Annotated in this window: 14 protein-coding genes; 4 read left to right on the top strand and 10 right to left on the bottom strand. The window is 70.9% G+C overall.

Annotation, left to right across the window (positions count from 1 at the left end; translation table 11 throughout):
• Nucleotides 1-266 precede the first annotated feature (266 nt).
• On the bottom strand, nucleotides 267-1,892 hold the full coding sequence (locus PH203_RS04755; RefSeq protein ID WP_289916507.1) for a cation acetate symporter: 1,626 nt from the start codon (nucleotides 1,890-1,892) through the stop codon (nucleotides 267-269).
• Nucleotides 1,889-2,245, bottom strand: a complete 357-nt coding sequence (locus tag PH203_RS04750) for a DUF485 domain-containing protein (protein ID WP_289916505.1) — start codon at nucleotides 2,243-2,245, stop codon at nucleotides 1,889-1,891. Before PH203_RS04750 ends, PH203_RS04755 begins: the two co-directional genes overlap by 4 nt.
• Before the next feature lie 326 nt (nucleotides 2,246-2,571).
• Between PH203_RS04750 and PH203_RS04745 the strand changes: the two genes are divergently transcribed.
• The 4 genes from PH203_RS04745 to PH203_RS04730 all read left to right on the top strand — a co-directional run bounded on the left by PH203_RS04745 (nucleotide 2,572) and on the right by PH203_RS04730 (nucleotide 8,492).
• Complete coding sequence (locus tag PH203_RS04745; protein ID WP_289916502.1) at nucleotides 2,572-4,101, top strand: S8 family serine peptidase; 1,530 nt, start codon at nucleotides 2,572-2,574, stop codon at nucleotides 4,099-4,101.
• Nucleotides 4,102-4,155: 54 nt separating this feature from the next.
• Nucleotides 4,156-5,670, top strand: coding sequence for a S8 family serine peptidase (locus tag PH203_RS04740; RefSeq protein WP_289916500.1), 1,515 nt, complete (start codon nucleotides 4,156-4,158; stop codon nucleotides 5,668-5,670).
• Between the two features lie 140 nt (nucleotides 5,671-5,810).
• Nucleotides 5,811-7,109 carry a CoA transferase gene (locus PH203_RS04735; protein WP_289916499.1) on the top strand — a complete coding sequence of 433 codons (1,299 nt, stop codon included), beginning with the start codon at nucleotides 5,811-5,813 and terminating at the stop codon, nucleotides 7,107-7,109.
• A gap of 156 nt (nucleotides 7,110-7,265) precedes the next feature.
• Entirely contained in the window at nucleotides 7,266-8,492 is a 1,227-nt protein-coding gene (locus tag PH203_RS04730) for a CopD family protein (protein ID WP_289916497.1), read from the top strand.
• A 58-nt stretch (nucleotides 8,493-8,550) separates the two neighbouring features.
• Here PH203_RS04730 and PH203_RS04725 read toward each other — a convergent pair whose 3' ends face one another.
• From PH203_RS04725 to PH203_RS04690, 8 genes are all read right to left on the bottom strand, one after another.
• A complete protein-coding gene (locus PH203_RS04725) occupies nucleotides 8,551-9,594 on the bottom strand; it encodes a zinc-dependent alcohol dehydrogenase family protein (protein WP_289916495.1) in 1,044 nt (347 codons plus the stop codon).
• A 36-nt stretch (nucleotides 9,595-9,630) separates the two neighbouring features.
• The gene (locus tag PH203_RS04720) at nucleotides 9,631-10,302 is read right to left on the bottom strand and encodes a lysoplasmalogenase (RefSeq protein ID WP_289916492.1); all 672 of its coding nucleotides are present in this window, start codon (nucleotides 10,300-10,302) and stop codon (nucleotides 9,631-9,633) included.
• Entirely contained in the window at nucleotides 10,299-11,165 is an 867-nt protein-coding gene (locus PH203_RS04715) for a sterol desaturase family protein (protein ID WP_289916490.1), read from the bottom strand. The genes PH203_RS04720 and PH203_RS04715 overlap by 4 nt, the downstream gene beginning before the upstream one ends.
• Before the next feature lie 136 nt (nucleotides 11,166-11,301).
• A complete protein-coding gene (locus PH203_RS04710; RefSeq protein WP_289916488.1) occupies nucleotides 11,302-12,012 on the bottom strand; it encodes a VIT family protein in 711 nt (236 codons plus the stop codon).
• 71 nt (nucleotides 12,013-12,083) lie between these two features.
• Nucleotides 12,084-13,322 carry an amidohydrolase family protein gene (locus PH203_RS04705; protein WP_289916486.1) on the bottom strand — a complete coding sequence of 413 codons (1,239 nt, stop codon included), beginning with the start codon at nucleotides 13,320-13,322 and terminating at the stop codon, nucleotides 12,084-12,086.
• Nucleotides 13,319-14,605: an amidohydrolase family protein gene (locus PH203_RS04700; protein ID WP_289916484.1), complete on the bottom strand. Its 1,287-nt coding sequence runs from the start codon at nucleotides 14,603-14,605 to the stop codon at nucleotides 13,319-13,321. Before PH203_RS04700 ends, PH203_RS04705 begins: the two co-directional genes overlap by 4 nt.
• A gap of 57 nt (nucleotides 14,606-14,662) precedes the next feature.
• Nucleotides 14,663-15,547 carry an SDR family NAD(P)-dependent oxidoreductase gene (locus tag PH203_RS04695; protein ID WP_289916483.1) on the bottom strand — a complete coding sequence of 295 codons (885 nt, stop codon included), beginning with the start codon at nucleotides 15,545-15,547 and terminating at the stop codon, nucleotides 14,663-14,665.
• Nucleotides 15,547-16,344: an acetoacetate decarboxylase family protein gene (locus tag PH203_RS04690; protein ID WP_289916480.1), complete on the bottom strand. Its 798-nt coding sequence runs from the start codon at nucleotides 16,342-16,344 to the stop codon at nucleotides 15,547-15,549. The genes PH203_RS04695 and PH203_RS04690 overlap by 1 nt, the downstream gene beginning before the upstream one ends.
• Between the last annotated feature and the right edge of the window lie 94 nt (nucleotides 16,345-16,438).

Raw genomic sequence — 16,438 nt, 5'->3', positions numbered from 1 at the left:
CGCGACCGCACTGACATCGACAGAGCCCGATCACACGACGTACGAAGCGGCCGCGTCGTAGAGACCTACGACGCGGCCGCTGGGCGGATCGCGCTAAGCGGGCCGGGGATGTCGGCTACGGTTCGGCAGCGCCCTGAAGGGGCGCGGGGCTGTATACGTCGGCAGCTCCGCTGCGGTGCGCGACCAGCCACGACGGCGCCGCAGTCGAACGACGACACATCGCCGCCCCGCGGCGGAGCCGCACATCGACACAGTCAGCGGAGCGCCTAGTGCGCGCCGGTGCCGGTGAGGGAGCGGACCTCCAGCTCCGCGTACTTGCCGGCGTCGGGCTCCTCCTTGGACAGGACGGTGCCCAGGAAGCCCATCAGGAAGCCGAACGGGATGGAGATGATGCCCGGGTTCTTCAGCGGGAAGTAGGCGAAGTCGACGTCCGGGAACATCGCCTTGGGGTCGCCGGAGACGACGGGCGAGAACAGCACCAGGCCGACGGCGACGACCAGACCGCCGTAGATCGACCAGAGGGCGCCCTGCGTGGTGAACCTCTTCCAGAAGAGGCTGTAGAGGATCGTCGGCAGGTTCGCGGACGCGGCGACCGCGAAGGCCAGCGCGACCAGGCCGGCCACGTTGAGGTCGCGGGCGAGGGCGCCCAGGCCGATGGAGACGATGCCGATGAAGACGGTCGCCCAGCGGGCCGCGCGGACCTCTTCCTTGCCGGACGCCTGGCCCTTGCGGATGACGTTGGCGTAGATGTCGTGCGCGAACGAGGACGAGGAGGCCAGGGTGAGACCGGCCACCACCGCGAGGATCGTCGCGAAGGCCACCGCGGAGATCGTGGCCAGCAGGATCGCGCCCCAGGCCGAGTCGACGCCGCCCAGGTGCAGGGCGAGCAGCGGGGCCGCCGTGTTGCCGGACGGGTTGGAGGCGATGATCTCGTCCTGCGAGATGAGGGCCGCGGCGCCGAAGCCGAGCGCGATCGTCATCAGGTAGAAGCCGCCGATGATGCCGATGGCCCAGTTCACGGACTTACGGGCGGCCTTGGCGTTGGGCACCGTGTAGAAGCGGATCAGGATGTGCGGCAGGCCCGCCGTGCCGAGGACCAGGGCGATGCCGAGGGAGATGAAGTCCAGCTTGGAGGTGCCGGTGGCGCCGTACTGGAGGCCGGGCTCCAGGAAGGCGGCGCCCTTGCCGCTGTTGTCCGCGGCGGTGCCCAGCAGATCCGAGATGTTGAAGTTGAACTTCAGCAGCACCAGGAACGTGATGAGGATCGTGCCGCCGATGAGCAGGACGGCCTTGACCATCTGGACCCAGGTGGTGCCCTTCATGCCTCCGATGGAGACGTACACGATCATCAGGATGCCGACGAGGGCGACGATCGCGACCTTGCCCGCGTCGGAGGTGATGCCGAGCAGCAGCGAGACGAGGACGCCCGCGCCGGCCATCTGGGCCAGCAGGTAGAAGATCGAGACGACGATCGTGGAGGTGCCGGCCGCGGTGCGGACCGGGCGCTGGCGCATGCGGTACGCCAGTACGTCACCCATGGTGTAGCGGCCGGAGTTCCGGAGCGGCTCGGCGACCAGCAGCAGGGCCACCAGCCAGGCGACCAGGAAGCCGATGGAGTACAGGAAGCCGTCGTAGCCGAAGAGGGCGATGGCGCCGGCGATGCCGAGGAACGACGCGGCCGACATGTAGTCGCCGGAGACCGCGAGGCCGTTCTGGAAGGCGCTGAACTGGCGTCCGCCTGCGTAGAAGTCGGCGGCGTCCTTGGTCTGGCGGCCCGCCCAGACCGTGATGACGAGGGTCGCGACGACGAACACCGCGAAGAGACTGATGATGAGCGGCCGGTGCTCGCTGGCCTCGCCGGCCGCCAGGACGCTCTGCTGCGCGAAGCTCATGCGTCGCCCTCCATACGGGACTTGATCGCCTCGGCCTTGGGGTCGAGCTTCGCGGCGGCGTGCCGCGAGTACCACCAGGCGATGAGGAAGGTGGTGACGAACTGGGCGATGCCCAGGATGAAGGCGACGTTGATGTTGCCGAAGAGCTTGGTGCCCATGAAGTCGCCCGCGAAGTTCGACAGCAGGACGTACAGCAGGTACCAGGCGATGAAGCCGACGGTCAGCGGGAAGGCGAAGGAGCGGTAGGAGCGGCGCAGTTCACCGAACTCCGCGCTCTCCTGCACCGCGGCGAACTCCTCGGTGCTGGGGAGTTTGTGTTGCTCTTTCGAGGGGGGCGGTGCGTCGGTAGCCACGGAGTCTCCTCGCGTTGCGGGTGCTGTTGCCACAGTGGATGCGGGCTGGTCGGGGGTCGGGGACGGATTGGGTACGACGGACATGTGACGGCTCTGTTCCTCGCGGTTGTCAGGGGGCTCGATCGTCCTCGTGCTCCCTGCCCAAGGTCACGGCGGCACGCGAGGAGTGGTTCAACCGCCGGGGCTTCTTTCCGAAGTCACCGGGGGTAGGTCATTGCTGGCCAGGGACTGCGGGAGATAACTTCGCCCTGCAACACCCGTCATGTACCTGCCCGAGCACCACCTGTGTCTCGGGCGGTTTCGTTTCAGGATGATGTGGAGACCCCATGTCCCGTCTGCGTTCCAGACGCCGGCTCGCTCTTGCCGTACCCGTCGCGCTCTCGCTGACCGCCTCGCTCGGCTTCCTGCCGTCCGCCGCGTCGGCCGCCCCGTACGCGGAGCCGACCGCACAGGCCGCGGACTCGCCCAACCTGTCGTACGTCGTCAACACCAAGGTGGACCGTCACACGATCGCGTCCGTGAAGAAGGCCATCGCCGCCGCCGGCGGCACGGTCGTCATCACGTACGACAAGATCGGCGTGATCGTCGTCCACTCCGCCAACCCCGACTTCGGCGCGCAGATACGCGCGGTGCGCGGGGTCCAGTCGGCGGGCGCCACACGCACCTCGCCGCTGACCCCCGCGGGCTCCACGGACGAGGGCGCGGCGCAGCTCCTGACGAAGGAACAGGCTGAGAAGATCGAGGCCGCCTCCGCCGGCGACGCCGCGAGCGAGCCTCTTGAGGCCGATCAGTGGGACCTGCGCGCCATCGGCGCCGACAAGGCCGCACAGATCAACCCCGGCAGCAAGAAGGTGACCGTCGCCGTCATCGACACCGGCGTCGACGACACCCACCCCGACATCGCGCCGAACTTCTCGGCCTCCCAGTCGGCCAACTGTGACGGTGGCGTCCCGGACACCACCGAGGGCGCCTGGCGTCCGTACACCGTGGACGACTACCACGGCACCCACGTGGCCGGTGAGATCGCCGCCGCCCGCAACGGCATCGGTGTGGCCGGTGTCGCGCCCGGGGTCAAGGTCTCGTCCATCAACGTGACCGACCCGAGCAACGGTCTCTTCTACCCGGAGAGCGTCGTCTGTGCGTTCGTGTTCGCCGCCGATCACGGCGTCGAGGTCACGAACAACAGCTACTACGTGGACCCGTGGCTGTACAACTGCCTCGACGACCCCGACCAGAAGGCCATCGTCGACGCGGTCAACCGCGCGTCGCTGTATGCCCAGAAGAAGGGCACGGTCAACCTGGCGTCGGCGGGCAACTCCAACGACGACCTCGACGCGGACTCGCTCGTCGACGACAGCAGCCCCGACGACTCCACGCCTGTGACGCGCACCATCGACCCGCACGAGTGCTTCGACGTGCCGACCCAGCTGCCGGGTGTCGTCACGGTCAGCGCGACGGGCGTGAACAACCTCAAGTCGTACTACTCCTCGTACGGTTACGGCGTCGTCGACGTCGCGGCCCCGGGCGGTGACCGGCTCTACCAGATCCCGGACACCCCGTCGAAGAACGGCCGCATCCTGTCGACCATGCCGAACAACTCGTACGGCTTCCTGCAGGGCACCTCGATGGCCTCCCCGCACGCCGCCGGTGTCGCCGCGCTGCTGAAGTCGACGCACCCGCACGCGTCCGCGGCGCAGATCCAGGCGCTGCTGAAGGTGCAGGCGGTCAACCCGGGCTGCCCGGACTCCTACGACCAGAACGGCGACGGCACGCAGGACGCGACCTGCGTCGGGGGCAAGCGGGTCAACGGGTTCTACGGTTTCGGCATCGTCAACGCGCTGCGTGCGGTCAAGTAGTCCACGAGCAGCACCCGCACGGTCCGCTCGTACCGCGAACGAACTGGAGACAGCATGACAGCGCCTGACCCGCGCTATCGCCGTGCGCTGGCCATCCCGGTGGGGATGGCCATGGCGACGGCACTCGCGTTCCTGCCGAACGTCTCGGCGACCGCGGCGGAGGACTCCGCCGTCGCCGACGCGACCTCGCTCAGCTATGTCGTCAACGTCAGCCCCGGGCACGGGCCTTCGAAGCATGTGAAGAAGGCGATAGCCGACGCCGGTGGCTCGATCGTCACGTCGTACGACCGGATCGGCGTGGTCGTCGTCCACTCGGCGAACCCCGACTTCGCCAAGGTCCTGCGCACGGTGCGCGGGGTGCAGTCGGCCGGCAACACCCGCAACGCGCCGCTGCCCGCGCAGTCGACGACCGACGTGGGCACGCCGAAGGTGCTCGACGCCGACGACCTCGCGGACGTCCAGGCCGCCGAGGGGCAGGACCCGCTGGAGCCGTTGCAGTGGGATCTGCCCGCCATCAAGGCGGACAAGGCGCACGAGAAGTCGCTCGGCAGCAGCAAGGTGACCGTCGCCGTCATCGACACCGGCGTCGACGACACGCACCCGGACATCGCGCCGAACTTCGACCGGGCCGCGTCGGTCAACTGCGTGACGGGCAAGCCCGACACGACGGACGGCGCGTGGCGGCCGACCACGGGCGAGAGCCCGCACGGCACGCATGTCGCCGGTGAGATAGCGGCCGCCAAGAACGGCGTCGGCATGACGGGTGTCGCGCCCGGCGTGAAGGTGTCCGGCATCAAGGTGTCCACGACGGCCGGATACTTCTACACGGAGGCCGTGGTCTGCGGCTTCGTGTGGGCGGCCGAGCACGGCGTCGACGTGACGAACAACAGCTATTACACCGACCCGTGGTACTTCAACTGCAAGGACGACCCGGACCAGAAGGCGCTCGTCGACGCCATCACCCGGGCCTCGCGGTACGCGGAGAAGAAGGGCGCGGTCAATGTCGCCGCGGCCGGCAACGAGAACTACGACCTCGCGGCCGACGAGATCACCGACCCGGTCTCCCCGAACGACGTCCCCACGCCCACGGAGCGGGTCATCGACCCCTCCGAGTGCTACGACATCCCGACCCAGCTGCCGGGTGTCGTGACGGTCGCGGCGACCGGGGCGAAGGGCATCAAGTCGTCCTTCTCCAACCACGGTCTGGGCGTCATCGACATCGCCGCGCCCGGCGGCGACTCGACCCGCTTCCAGACCCCGGCCCCGCCGGCCACCAGCGGCCTGATCCTGGGCACACTGCCGGGCGGCGGCTGGGGCTACATGGCCGGTACGTCGATGGCCTCGCCGCATGTCGCGGGCGTGGCCGCGCTCATCAAGTCGACGCACCCGAAGGCCTCCCCGGCCCTGGTGAAGGCCCTGCTGTACGCGGAGGCCGACGCCACGCCGTGCACCGACCCGTACGACATCGACGGCGACGGCAAGGTCGACGCGGTGTGCGAGGGGCCGAAGAACTACAACGGCTTCTACGGGTGGGGTACCGCGGACGCACTGGACGCGGTGACCAAGTAGCACCTGCGCGCGCGTGAAGGGCCGGACGGATCCACCGTCCGGCCCTTTCGCATGATGCGCATGAGCTGTGAGGAGCTGAGAACCTGAGGACCTGAGGACCGGTCAATAGGTTGATTGAATCAATACTGCATAGTGAAGTCATGACTGGAGTCAATGTCGAAGGCGTCCTGCAGGCGCGCCTTCCCGTGCGGCAGCTGGCTCGTGCCTGCGTCGGAGCGTGCGCGAAGGCCGCCGCGGAGTTGGCGGCGCGGCGGGGCGGGCTGAGTGAGGTGCCTGCCGTGCGGGTGGACGACAGGGCCGTCGGCACGGCGTTCGTGAGTGAGCGGCATCTGTTGATCAATGGTCGGGCGCCGGTCAACTTCGCGCCTCTGTCGAGGTTCTGGCGCACGTCCGACGGCTGGGTGCGGACGCACGCCAACTATCCGCACCACAGGGAGCGGTTGCTCAAGGTGATGGGTCCGGCGGACGGCCTGGAGGCCGCGTTCGCCGAACGGTCCGCTCTTGAGGTCGAGGAGTCCGTGTACGCCGCCGGGGGCCTCGCCGTGGCGCTGCGCACGCCACAGGAGTGGGCGGCGCATCCGCAGGCCGCGGCGGTGGCCTCGCGGCCGCTCGTCGAGCACGGGCGGCTCGACTCCGCACGCGCGCGTGCCTTCGCGCCGCTGGAAGGCACCGCTCCCCTGCTGCCCGCCGCCGGGCTGCGCGTCCTGGACCTGACCCGGGTCATCGCCGGACCGGTCGCCACCCGCACGCTCGCCCTGCTGGGCGCGGACGTGCTGCGCCTGGACCCGCCCCGGCTGCCCGAACTCCCCGACCAGCACGCCGACACGGGGTTCGGGAAGCGGTCGGCGACGCTGGACCTGGCGGTCGGCCGGCGGAGCTTCGAGGAGCTGCTGGGCACTGCGGACGTGGTCGTCACCGGGTACCGGCCGGGCGCTCTGGAGCGGTTCGGGCTGACGCCCGAGGCGCTGGCGGAGCGGCGGCCCGGCATCGTCGTGGCGCAGTTGTCGGCCTGGGGCGCGCACGGGCCCTGGCGGGAGCGGCGGGGGTTCGACAGTCTGGTGCAGGTGGCGACCGGGATCGCGGCCGTCGAGGGGTCGGTGGAGCGGCCCGGGGCGCTGCCGGCCCAGGCTCTCGACCACGGGACCGGGTATCTGCTGGCGGCGGCCGTGCTGCGGGCGCTGACCGAGCAGGCGGACGAGGGCGGCAGCCGGTTCGTACGGCTGGCGCTGGCCCGGACTGCGGAGTGGCTGATGAACGGCATCGAGGCCGACGCGCGCGGGGATGCTCCGTACGACGGGCCCGGCGCCTGGCTCGCCGAGACGGACAGCGGCATCGGGCGGCTGCGGTACGCACTGCCCCCGGTCTCCTTCGCGGGCGGGCCGACGGACTGGGCGCGGCCGCCGGGGCCGTGGGGGACGGATCCCGCGCGGTGGGTGTGAGCGAGAGGCGGCCGGGGGGCCGGAAGGCGTGGGGGTGAGCGGCGGCGGGCCGGAAGACGTATCCATGGGCGGAATGCCGTACCGCCAGTTGTTTCACTGCACTTGCCCGGTTCTGGGGCAGCTGGTGAAGATCATGAGGTGACCTTGACAAGACCCATGGCCGGGGCTGACGGCGCGACCGGGCCGACGTCGCGCCCCGGTACCGGCCGAGCCGTCGCCGTCCTCGTCCTGGTGGCGCTCGGCGCGCTGATCCCGCTGCTCGGCCCGTCCGCCGCACTGCACGGCACCGGGGAGGCCGCGGCGCCCGGCGTCGGTGGCATCGCGCTGCTGCGGGCGGTGCTGTTCGCGGCGCTGTGCGTCCCGGTGGGTGAGCTGTTCGTGAACCGGCTGGCCCGTTCCGTGCCCGGCGCTCCCCCGGCCGCGCCGCGCAGCTGGGCCCCGTATGCGGCGGCCGTCGGTCTCGTCGCCGCGCTGGGGCTCGCCTCGGTCGTGGCGACCGGCAATCTCGTGCCGCACAGCCTCGCCGAGATCGATGTCGGCGGGCTCTACGAGTCCCGGGACGGCAAGCTGGCCCTGGTCGAGGTGAACGCGTTCCTCGCGGCCGCACTGTGCGCCCGTTCGGCCCGTCCGGGCAGCCAGGTGTGGCCGTTGGCCGCGGTCGTCGCGGCGGAGGCCCTGCGGGCGCATCCGACGACCGAGTACAGCCCGTGGGTGGGGTCGGGGCTCACGCTGGTTCATCTGACGTGTGCGGCACTGTGGGTGGGCGGACTGCTGCACGTCTTGCGGACGCTGCGGGGGTGGGGAGCGGGGAGAGTCTCGGGAGCCGGGGTGGCACGGGGAGGGCCGGTCGCGGGAGCCGGGACGGAGCGGGCAGGGCCGGCCGCGGGAACCGAGCCGGATCCGGGAGCGGCCGGGGCGGAACGGGGAGAGGCACGCGCGGAAGCCGAGGCGACAGGGGGAGCGGCAGGCACGGAAGTCGGGGCGGCCCGGGGAGTGCCCGGCGGGACGACCGCCGACGGAGGTCTCCGTCCCGTCGCCGCCCCCGCGCAGGCAAGCGCCGCCCTCCTGGGCCTCTACGCGCGCGTAGCCGCCGTGCTCCTCGCCGTCATCACCGCGACCGGCGTCTGGAGCACCCTGCGCCGGATGCCGCAGGAGACGGTCCTGGACCAGCTGACGTCGACCGCGTACGGGCGCGTGCTCCTCGCCAAGGTGCTGCTCGTGGCCGCGGTCGCCGTCCTCGCGCTCTGGGCGCGGATCCGGCTGCGCCGGGCGCCCGACCCGCTGACCGCCTGCTCCCCCGCACGGGCGGAGGTCGTCGCGCTGGGCGTGGTGGTCGTGGTGTCGGGGCTGCTGACGGCGCTGCCGGTGCCGATCCGCTGGTGAGTTGGCGCAGGCCAGGCCCGTCGGGCTCCCTTCGGCCTCCCGGCGGCCTCCCTCGGCCTCAGTCGGCGACGAGCACCTTGAGCGCCGTCCGCTCGTCCATCGCCTTGTAGCCGGCCGGGACGTCCTCCAGGCCGAGGGTCAGGTCGAAGACGGGCGACGGGTCGATGGTGCCGTCCAGGACGTCGGGCAGCAGCTCCGGGATGTACGCGCGGACCGGCGCGACACCGCCGCGCAGGGCGATGTTCCGGTCGAACATGTCGCTGAGGTCGAGCCCGGTGCCGCTGCCGTGCGGTACGCCGACCCAGCCGACGGTGCCGCCGTCGCGGGTGATGCCGACCGCTGTGCGCATGGACTGCTCGGTGCCGACCGCCTCGACGACCGCGTGCGCGCCCTGGCCGGCGGTGAGTTCGCGGACGGCCTCGACCGCGGCGTCCCCACGCTCGGCGACGACGTCGGTGGCACCGAAGCGGCGGGCGATGTCGGTGCGGACCTCGTGACGGCCGAGCGCGATGATCCGCTCGGCACCCAGCCGCTTGGCGGCGAGCACCGCACACAGGCCGACGGCTCCGTCGCCGACGACGGCGACCGTGGCGCCCGGCCGGGCCCCGGCGCCGAGGGCGGCGTGGTGGCCGGTGCCCATGACGTCGGACAGGCTCAGCAGCGCGGCGAGCAGTCGGTCGTCGGAGGCCGCCTCCTTGGGCAGCCCGACGAGCGTGCCGTCGGCGAAGGGCACGCGCACTGCCTCGCCCTGACCGCCGTCGTAGCCGACGGAGCCCCAGAAACCGCCGTGTTCGCAGGAGGTGTTGAGGCCCTCGCGGCAGTAGTCGCAGACGCCGTCGGACCACATGAAGGGCGCGACCACGAGATCACCGCGGCGGACGGTGCCCACCTCGGAGCCGGTCTCCTCCACGATGCCGAGGAACTCGTGCCCGATGCGCTGACCCGGCTGCCGGACCGCGTCGCCGCGGTACGCCCACAGGTCGCTGCCGCAGATGCAGGACCGCAGCACACGGACCACGGCGTCGGTGGACAGCTGCACCACGGGGTCGGGCACATCCTCCACGCGCATGTCGAAGGGGGCGTGGATGGTGGTGGCGCGCATGGCGGGGGTCCTTCTCGTCTGTGGTCGTACGTGCGCTCAGGGGGTGGTCGAGCGCACTTCACCGTACGCCGACCGCGCCTGCTGCCGCGCGCCGAGTACGCCGGTGACCAGCAGTGACTGCGCGGCGATATAGGTGAGCATGATCCACAGGTCCGGCCGGGGCGGCTGGGGCCACTCCGCGACGCCGGTGGCGATGAGCAGGTCGGAGAGCACGAACAGCGCGCCGCCGATCCCGGCGACACGGCCCATGCGGGCGGCGGCGAGGTAGGCCATGACCGTGAGCAGGACGCTGTAGCCGGCCACGGGGACCCGCAGGTCGGCGGGCAGGTCGGGCCACAGGGACAGGACGGTGTTGGCCAGGACGACGGTGTAGATGACGGCGAGGAACCCGCCGCGCGCGCGTACGGTCGCCACGTCCGTCCCGTACTTCTGGAACAGCACGATGTAGCAGACGTGTCCGGCCGCGAAGGAGGCCATCCCCGCGAGGAAGGCCGGTTCGGCGTCGAGGAGGAGCAGGGTGTCGCCGCCCCAGCCGCACAGAAGGGCGGCCGTCAGGAGGCGGGGTGCGCCCCTGGACGCCGCGTACGCGGCCAGGAGCGGCATCAGGAGCGGCTTGGCGACCGTGTGCCCGGTGTCCCACCCGGCGGCCAGGGAGACGAGGTCGACGGCGGCCGCGAGGGCGAAGGCCCAAAGGAGGAGGCGTGTCACGCGGCGATGATCTCCTCGGCCGGCTCCGGAGCGGTATCGGGTTTCCAGCCCGGCCCCCGGAAGACGAGTCCCGCGCGGTTGCGCCATCCCCGGGTGGCCTTGATGTCCTTGGCGATCGACACGTACTCATGAGTGGCGACCTTGACCGGGTTGAACGTGTTGATGTTCTTGGTCAACCCGTAGACAGGCCGTTCGGTCTCGGCGACGAACGACCCGAAGAGCCGGTCCCACACGATGAGGATGCCGCCGAAGTTGCGGTCGAGATAGCCGCCCTGAGAGGCGTGGTGGACCCGGTGGTGGGAGGGCGTGTTGAACACGGACTCGAACCACCGGGGCGTCCTGTCGATGCGCTCGGTGTGGATCCAGAACTGGTAGACGAGGTTCGCGGAGGAGCAGAAGGCCAGGGCGGCGGGGTGCACGCCGGCGGCGATGAGGGGGACGTAGAACGGCCAGACGGTCAGCGTGGTCCAGGGCTGGCGCAGGGCGGTGGTGAGGTTGAACTTCTCGCTGGAGTGGTGGACCACGTGGCAGGCCCACAGGATGCGGATGACGTGGTGGCCGCGGTGCGACCAGTAGTAGAAGAAGTCCTGCGCGAGCAGCATCAGCGGGATCGTCCACCACAGCACGGGGACGCGCAGGGGCGTGAGTTCGTGGATCGCCGTGTAGAGCGCGACGATCGGGATCTTCCAGAGGAAGTCGAAGACGAGGCTTCCCAGCCCCATGCCGACGCTGGTCGCGGCGTCCTTCGTCTCGTATCCGGCGGCGTCCTCATCGGGATGGAGACGGACGCTGATCATCTCCACCACGGTGAGCAGCACGAAGGCGGGTATCGACCACAGCACGACATCGGGCAGGTTCGGCATAAGGGGACCGTAGAACCGCTGGTCGGCCGCGGCTAGACGTTGTTACTGACAAGTATTACAGCGAGTACGCGCTTACTTGTTGGCGATCTCCGCCAAAGTCACCACCGGCGGTTTCAGACTCCCCTCAGCCTCCCTTTCAGACTCCGGCCGCCCCCAGCAGCGTCCCCGCCGCATACGTCACCCCCATGGCCAGCGCCCCGCCCATCACGTTGCGCAGTGCAGCGCGGACCGGGTCGGCGGCGCCGAGGCGGGCGCTGCTCCAGCCGGTGAGGACGAGGGCGGCCAGGGAGGAGACGACGGTGACGGTCAGACGCCAGTCGGCGGGCGGCAGGACGATGGCGAGCAGCGGGAGCAGGGCGCCGACCGTGAAGGACAGGAAGCTCGCCCACGCCGCGTGCCAGGGGTTGGTGAGCCGGTCGGGGTCGATGCCGAGCTCCACGCGTGCGTGGGCACGCAGGGCGTCCCGCGCGGTGAGCTGTTCGGCGGCCTCCCTGGCCACGTCCCGGGACAGGCCGCGGTCCTGGAGGAGTTCCGTGAGCTCCTCCAGTTCGGCCTCGGGCCGCTCGCGCAGCTCCCGCTTCTCGACGGCGAGGGCGGCCTTCTCCGAGTCCCGTTGGGTGGAGACGGAGACGTACTCCCCGGCCGCCATCGACATCGACCCCGCGAGCAGCCCCGCCATACCCGCCGTGAGGAGGGCCGAGCGGTCGTCCGTGGCGCCGGCGACACCGACGACGAGGCCCGCGGTGGACACGATGCCGTCGTTGGCTCCGAGGACGGCCGCGCGCAGCCAGTTGAGCCGCTCGGCGAGCGCGCCGCCGTGGGTCTCGTCGTGCGTTGGTTCGGTCACAGACGGGAGGATGGCACTCCGGGCGCCCGCAGGTCCGGACCGACGCACACCGGGCCCGCCCCGCCGAGGTCTCACCAGACCCGTACCGACGCCCCCTTCGCGAACACCGGGCTCGTCGCGTCCGCCGGTGGCGCGGTGAGCGGCTCGGCGATCTCCTCGACCGTCGGGCCCACCTTCGCGGCGATCGGATCGAGGAGGTCGAGGTCGAAGCCGTACACGCGCGCGGCGTTGCCGCCGACCATCGCGGCGACCTCTTCGCGCGGCACGCGCGCGTAGGCGTAGCGCAGGCCCTCCCGCGAGTACGGGTATGTCCCTTCGTCGTGCGGATAGTCGCTGCCCCACATGATCTTGTCGATGCCGATCCGGTCCCGCAGGGGCACCTCGTGCGGCCGCATGAAGCTGGCCCCGACGAAGCAGTTGTCGCGCCAGACCTCGGAGGGCGCGTCGCCCATGCGGGCGGCCAGACCGGCGCCGAACTTGGACTCCGCCGTGGACGCCCTCGTCGCGGCGGCGACCAGGCGCCCGTGGTAGTAGTCCAGCATCTCCAGCACACTCGGGATCCAGCCCGAGCCCTGCTCCGTGAGCACCAGCTTCAGCTCCGGGTGACGGCGGAAGGCGCCGCCGAACACCAGGTGCCACAGCGCCCGGTGCGAGAACCAGGTCGTCTCGACCATGAAGACCGCGCGGGCGGCCGGTTCGTCGCCGAGCGGCGGGGAGGCCGAGCCCGCGTGGTGGTTGACGGGGACACCGAGCTCTGCGCAGACGGCCCAGATGGGGTCGTACGCCGACGAGTAGAGCTCCGGGAGGCCGGAGCCCGGCGGTGTGCCGGGCAGCAGCAGGCCGCCCTTGAGACCCGCCTCGACGGCCCAACGAATCTCTTTGACCGCCTCCTCGACGTCGTTGAGGAGGATCTGGAAGACGCCCGCCCGTCGCCCCGGTGCCGCCGCGCAGAAGTCCGCGAGCCAGCGGTTGTGGGCGCGCAGGCCGGCCCAGCGCCGCTCGAACTCCCCCGGGTCCGGCGCCGGTGCCATGAGCGAGCCGGACGGGAAGAACGGCGGGATGGTGTTGGGGAACACCACCTCCGCGACGATCCCGTCCTCCTCCAGCTCCGCGAGCCGCCGCTCGGAGTTCCAGTTCTTGTCGGCCGTGTCGGCGAGGAGGTCCTCGTAGGGATTGACGTACGTCGCCGCCCACGCGTCGAACTCGTCGTGGTACCGCCGCTCCAGGTAGGGCTTGTAGTCCAGCAGGTCGGCGCCCGCGTGGCAGTCGGCGGAGATGACCGTGTAGCGCTCCTCGCCCACGGAGTTCATGGCGTCACCCCCAGGGCCGGGAAGTCGTGGTCCGTCAGCCAGTGCCGGCCCACCTCGCGCGAGCGCGCCCAGGACGCCTCCACGGCCGTCTGGTCGGCGGACTGGCCGAGTTCGGCGGGGGTGGGGCCGATACGGCGGGCGAGCGGGGTCAGCCGCGCCACGTCGAACCCGAAGACCTCCGCCGCGGCCAGGCCGAGCATGCGGCGGGTCTCCGCCACCGGGATGTCGTGGAAGGTGCGCTCGAGCCACGCGCGCGTGTCGGGCCAGGTGCCCTCGGGGTGCGGGAAGTCGCTGCCCCAGAGGATGTTGTCGACGCCGATCTCGTAGCGCTGGGCGAGTTCGCGGCGCTTGGTGTTGGTCGCGCAGATGAAGATCTGCCGGTCGAGGTACTCGTGCGGCGGGCGCTTGAGCTCCTGGAAGGGCGAGAGTTTCTTGCCGCCGTGGGCGCCGAGGTAGAGGCGGTCCATGAACCAGAGCAGGTTGGGCAGCCACCAGCAGCCGGACTCGGCGACGCCGAACTTCAGCCCCGGGTGGCGTTCGAAGACGCCGGACCAGAGCAGGAACCACAGGGGCCGGGCCGGCCACCAGGTCACCTCGCTCACATAGATCCCCAGATGGTCGCCGTACTCGTGGCGCGGGGCCGCCCCGGAGTGCGTGACGACCGGCATCCCGCACTCGGCCGCCGCCGCCCACACCGGGTCGTAACGGCGGTCGTGGTACGGCTCCTTGTCGACCCACATGGACGGGATCATCAACGCTCCGAGGCCGGACTCCTTGGCGCGGTACACCTCCGCGACGACCCGCTCGGTCGGGGCCGTGACCGGCAACAGGGCGACCCCGCAGTGCCGTTCGGGATTCTCGGAGACGAAGTCGGCCAGCCAGCGGTTGTGGGCCTGGGCGCCCGCCATGCCGAGCTCGGGGTCCTGGTCGCCGGAGAGCCCGAGTCCGACGCCGAAGGGCGCCGCGGTCTGGCTGTCGACGGCATCGGCGTCCGGGAAGACGACCTCGGCGGCCACTCCGTCGCCGTCGAGCTCCTTCAGCCGCTGGGCGGTGTCCCAACCGCCGCGCAGACCCTCCTCGTTGTCCTGGAACCACTTGTTCGCGAACGCCTCGTTGCGGATGCCGAGCCGGGTCATCTCCTCGCGGCGCCGATCGCGTCCGGCGAGGAAGTCGTCGAACTCCCGGTGGAAACGGGCGTCCAGATAGGGCCGGTACTCCTCGGTGGGCAGCCCGGCGTGGCAGTCGGAGGAGATGATCAGGTACGGCTCGTCCCGGTCGGTCATCGAAGCCTCCTGATCCGGTTGATCGGGTTGATCCAGGGTTCGGTCATCGAAGTCCCCCTAGTCCAAGATGAAGTTCTCCAGGTACGACGGGTTCGCGCGGTCGAGCATCGACTGTGCCCGCGCCCTGATCTGCGCGTCACTGTGCTCGCTCGCCGGCAGCATCCAGAAGCGGTCCGCGCGGATGCCGTCGACCACCGTCTCGGCCACCTCCTCGACCGGCGTGAACTCCACCTCCCGGCCCGCCTCCCGCATCGCGGCCTCCCACTGGTCGAGGCTGCGGTACGGCGTCCTGCGCGGCCGTTCCTTGGCGTACCGCCCGGGCCGGTTGCGGTGCGACTCCCACAGGCCGGTGCGGAGCATGTGCGGGCCGGGGAAGAGGACGGAGGCGCCCACGCGCGCGTGCTCGGCCTTCAAGTGGGCGTACAGGGACTCCGTCATCGTCACGACGGCCGCCTTGGTGACGGCGTAGACGGACGCGGTGGGGAGCGGGGCGATACCGCCGTCACCGGAGGATGTATTGACCACATGACCGGGTTGACCCGACTTGATCATGTGGGGAACGAACGCCTGGATGCCATGGAAGACACCCCACACATTGACGGAGAACGCCCACTTCCAGTCGTTCGGCTCGTGCTCCCACATGCGTCCCTCGGCGCCCGAGCCGACCCCGGCGTTGTTGCACAGCACATGGACGGCGCCGTACGTCTCGTAGGCGAACTCCGCCAACTCCAGCACCTGTTCCCGCTCGCCGACGTCGACCACGCGCGCGTGCACATCGGCACCGTCCGCGCGGAGTGCCGCCACGGCTTTCTCCAGGGCGCCCTCCTCTACGTCGGCGAGGACGATCTTCAGTCCCTCGGCGGCGAACCGCCGGGCCATCGCGAGACCGATACCGCTCGCGGCACCGGTGACGACGGCGACCTGCCCTTCCCCGAGCCGCATCAGACGCTCCCCTCGGGAGGCGCGTCGAGGACCTGCGCCGGATCGTCGTAGCGCTGGTGGATGTACGGCAGCAGCGCCCGGGCGTCGACCCGTGCGACGACCTTGCCGCGCTGGTCGCTGGTCTTCTCGCCGATCGTGATCTCGACGAGGCGGCGGACGGGGAAGTCGGCCACCGGGTCGTACATGGACTCGCGCAGGACGACGTCGCCGGTGATGCGCTCCAGCCTGCGCACCTTCTCGTTGCGCAGGCAGTGCACGAGCACCGGGTCGGCGTCGAAGCCCGAACCGTCCACCGCGGGGAGGAACTTGAAGTAGAAGTCGGTCTTCTGGGCCGGCTCCGGAAGCGGCAGCTCGCCCGCGACCGCGCCGCGCACCTCGGCGAAGGCGATGCCGTGCCGGGCGAGGGAGGCGCGGACGACCAGGCCGTCGCGCTCGACGACGACCTCGCCGAGCTTCTTGGGTTCACCGAAGACCTCGCGGCCGCCGATGAGGGCCCGTTCGTGGGTCATCGGCATGACGAGGGGGTACCAGCCCTCGACGCCGTCATGGGCGGCGGCAACCGCGAACGAACCCGCGCCGAGCGGGTATCCGGGCAGGTCGACCTTGCTGATGTTGACGCGGGCCAGTGGCCGGTCCGTGGGTTTCAGAGGCGGCGGCAGGACCGCCGCGACCGCGTCCGGATCGGTCTCCCAGATCGCCACCACGCCGGTGGACCAGATGTCGGGAAGCCTGGAGCTCGCGGTGCGCGCTGCGGCGATCTCCGCCTCGGTCCGTGCGCCGTACCGTACGCGTGCCATGTCGTACCGCCCTTCTTCTGATGGGCCGTCACCTGTAACACAGTTACAGCACACCGCCTGCCGGGTAAATACGCGTGCACGAGCCGGACTTGGG

The organism is Streptomyces sp. S.PB5 (genome assembly GCF_030403745.1).
In the GTDB taxonomy this organism is placed as follows: Bacteria; Actinomycetota; Actinomycetes; order Streptomycetales; family Streptomycetaceae; genus Streptomyces.
This window is presented reverse-complemented; position numbering and strand designations above follow the sequence as displayed.

What these genes read in the sequence shown, in the direction of transcription:
- PH203_RS04705 (WP_289916486.1), bottom strand. Translation starts at nt 13,322, where the DNA reads ATGAACTCCGTGGGCGAGGAGCGCTACACGGTCATCTCCGCCGACTGC.
- PH203_RS04755 (WP_289916507.1), bottom strand. Translation starts at nt 1,892, where the DNA reads ATGAGCTTCGCGCAGCAGAGCGTCCTGGCGGCCGGCGAGGCCAGCGAG.
- PH203_RS04695 (WP_289916483.1), bottom strand. Translation starts at nt 15,547, where the DNA reads ATGCGGCTCGGGGAAGGGCAGGTCGCCGTCGTCACCGGTGCCGCGAGC.
- PH203_RS04690 (WP_289916480.1), bottom strand. Translation starts at nt 16,344, where the DNA reads ATGGCACGCGTACGGTACGGCGCACGGACCGAGGCGGAGATCGCCGCA.
- PH203_RS04740 (WP_289916500.1), top strand. Translation starts at nt 4,156, where the DNA reads ATGACAGCGCCTGACCCGCGCTATCGCCGTGCGCTGGCCATCCCGGTG.
- PH203_RS04735 (WP_289916499.1), top strand. Translation starts at nt 5,811, where the DNA reads ATGACTGGAGTCAATGTCGAAGGCGTCCTGCAGGCGCGCCTTCCCGTG.
- PH203_RS04730 (WP_289916497.1), top strand. Translation starts at nt 7,266, where the DNA reads ATGGCCGGGGCTGACGGCGCGACCGGGCCGACGTCGCGCCCCGGTACC.
- PH203_RS04745 (WP_289916502.1), top strand. Translation starts at nt 2,572, where the DNA reads ATGTCCCGTCTGCGTTCCAGACGCCGGCTCGCTCTTGCCGTACCCGTC.
- PH203_RS04700 (WP_289916484.1), bottom strand. Translation starts at nt 14,605, where the DNA reads ATGACCGACCGGGACGAGCCGTACCTGATCATCTCCTCCGACTGCCAC.
- PH203_RS04715 (WP_289916490.1), bottom strand. Translation starts at nt 11,165, where the DNA reads ATGCCGAACCTGCCCGATGTCGTGCTGTGGTCGATACCCGCCTTCGTG.
- PH203_RS04725 (WP_289916495.1), bottom strand. Translation starts at nt 9,594, where the DNA reads ATGCGCGCCACCACCATCCACGCCCCCTTCGACATGCGCGTGGAGGAT.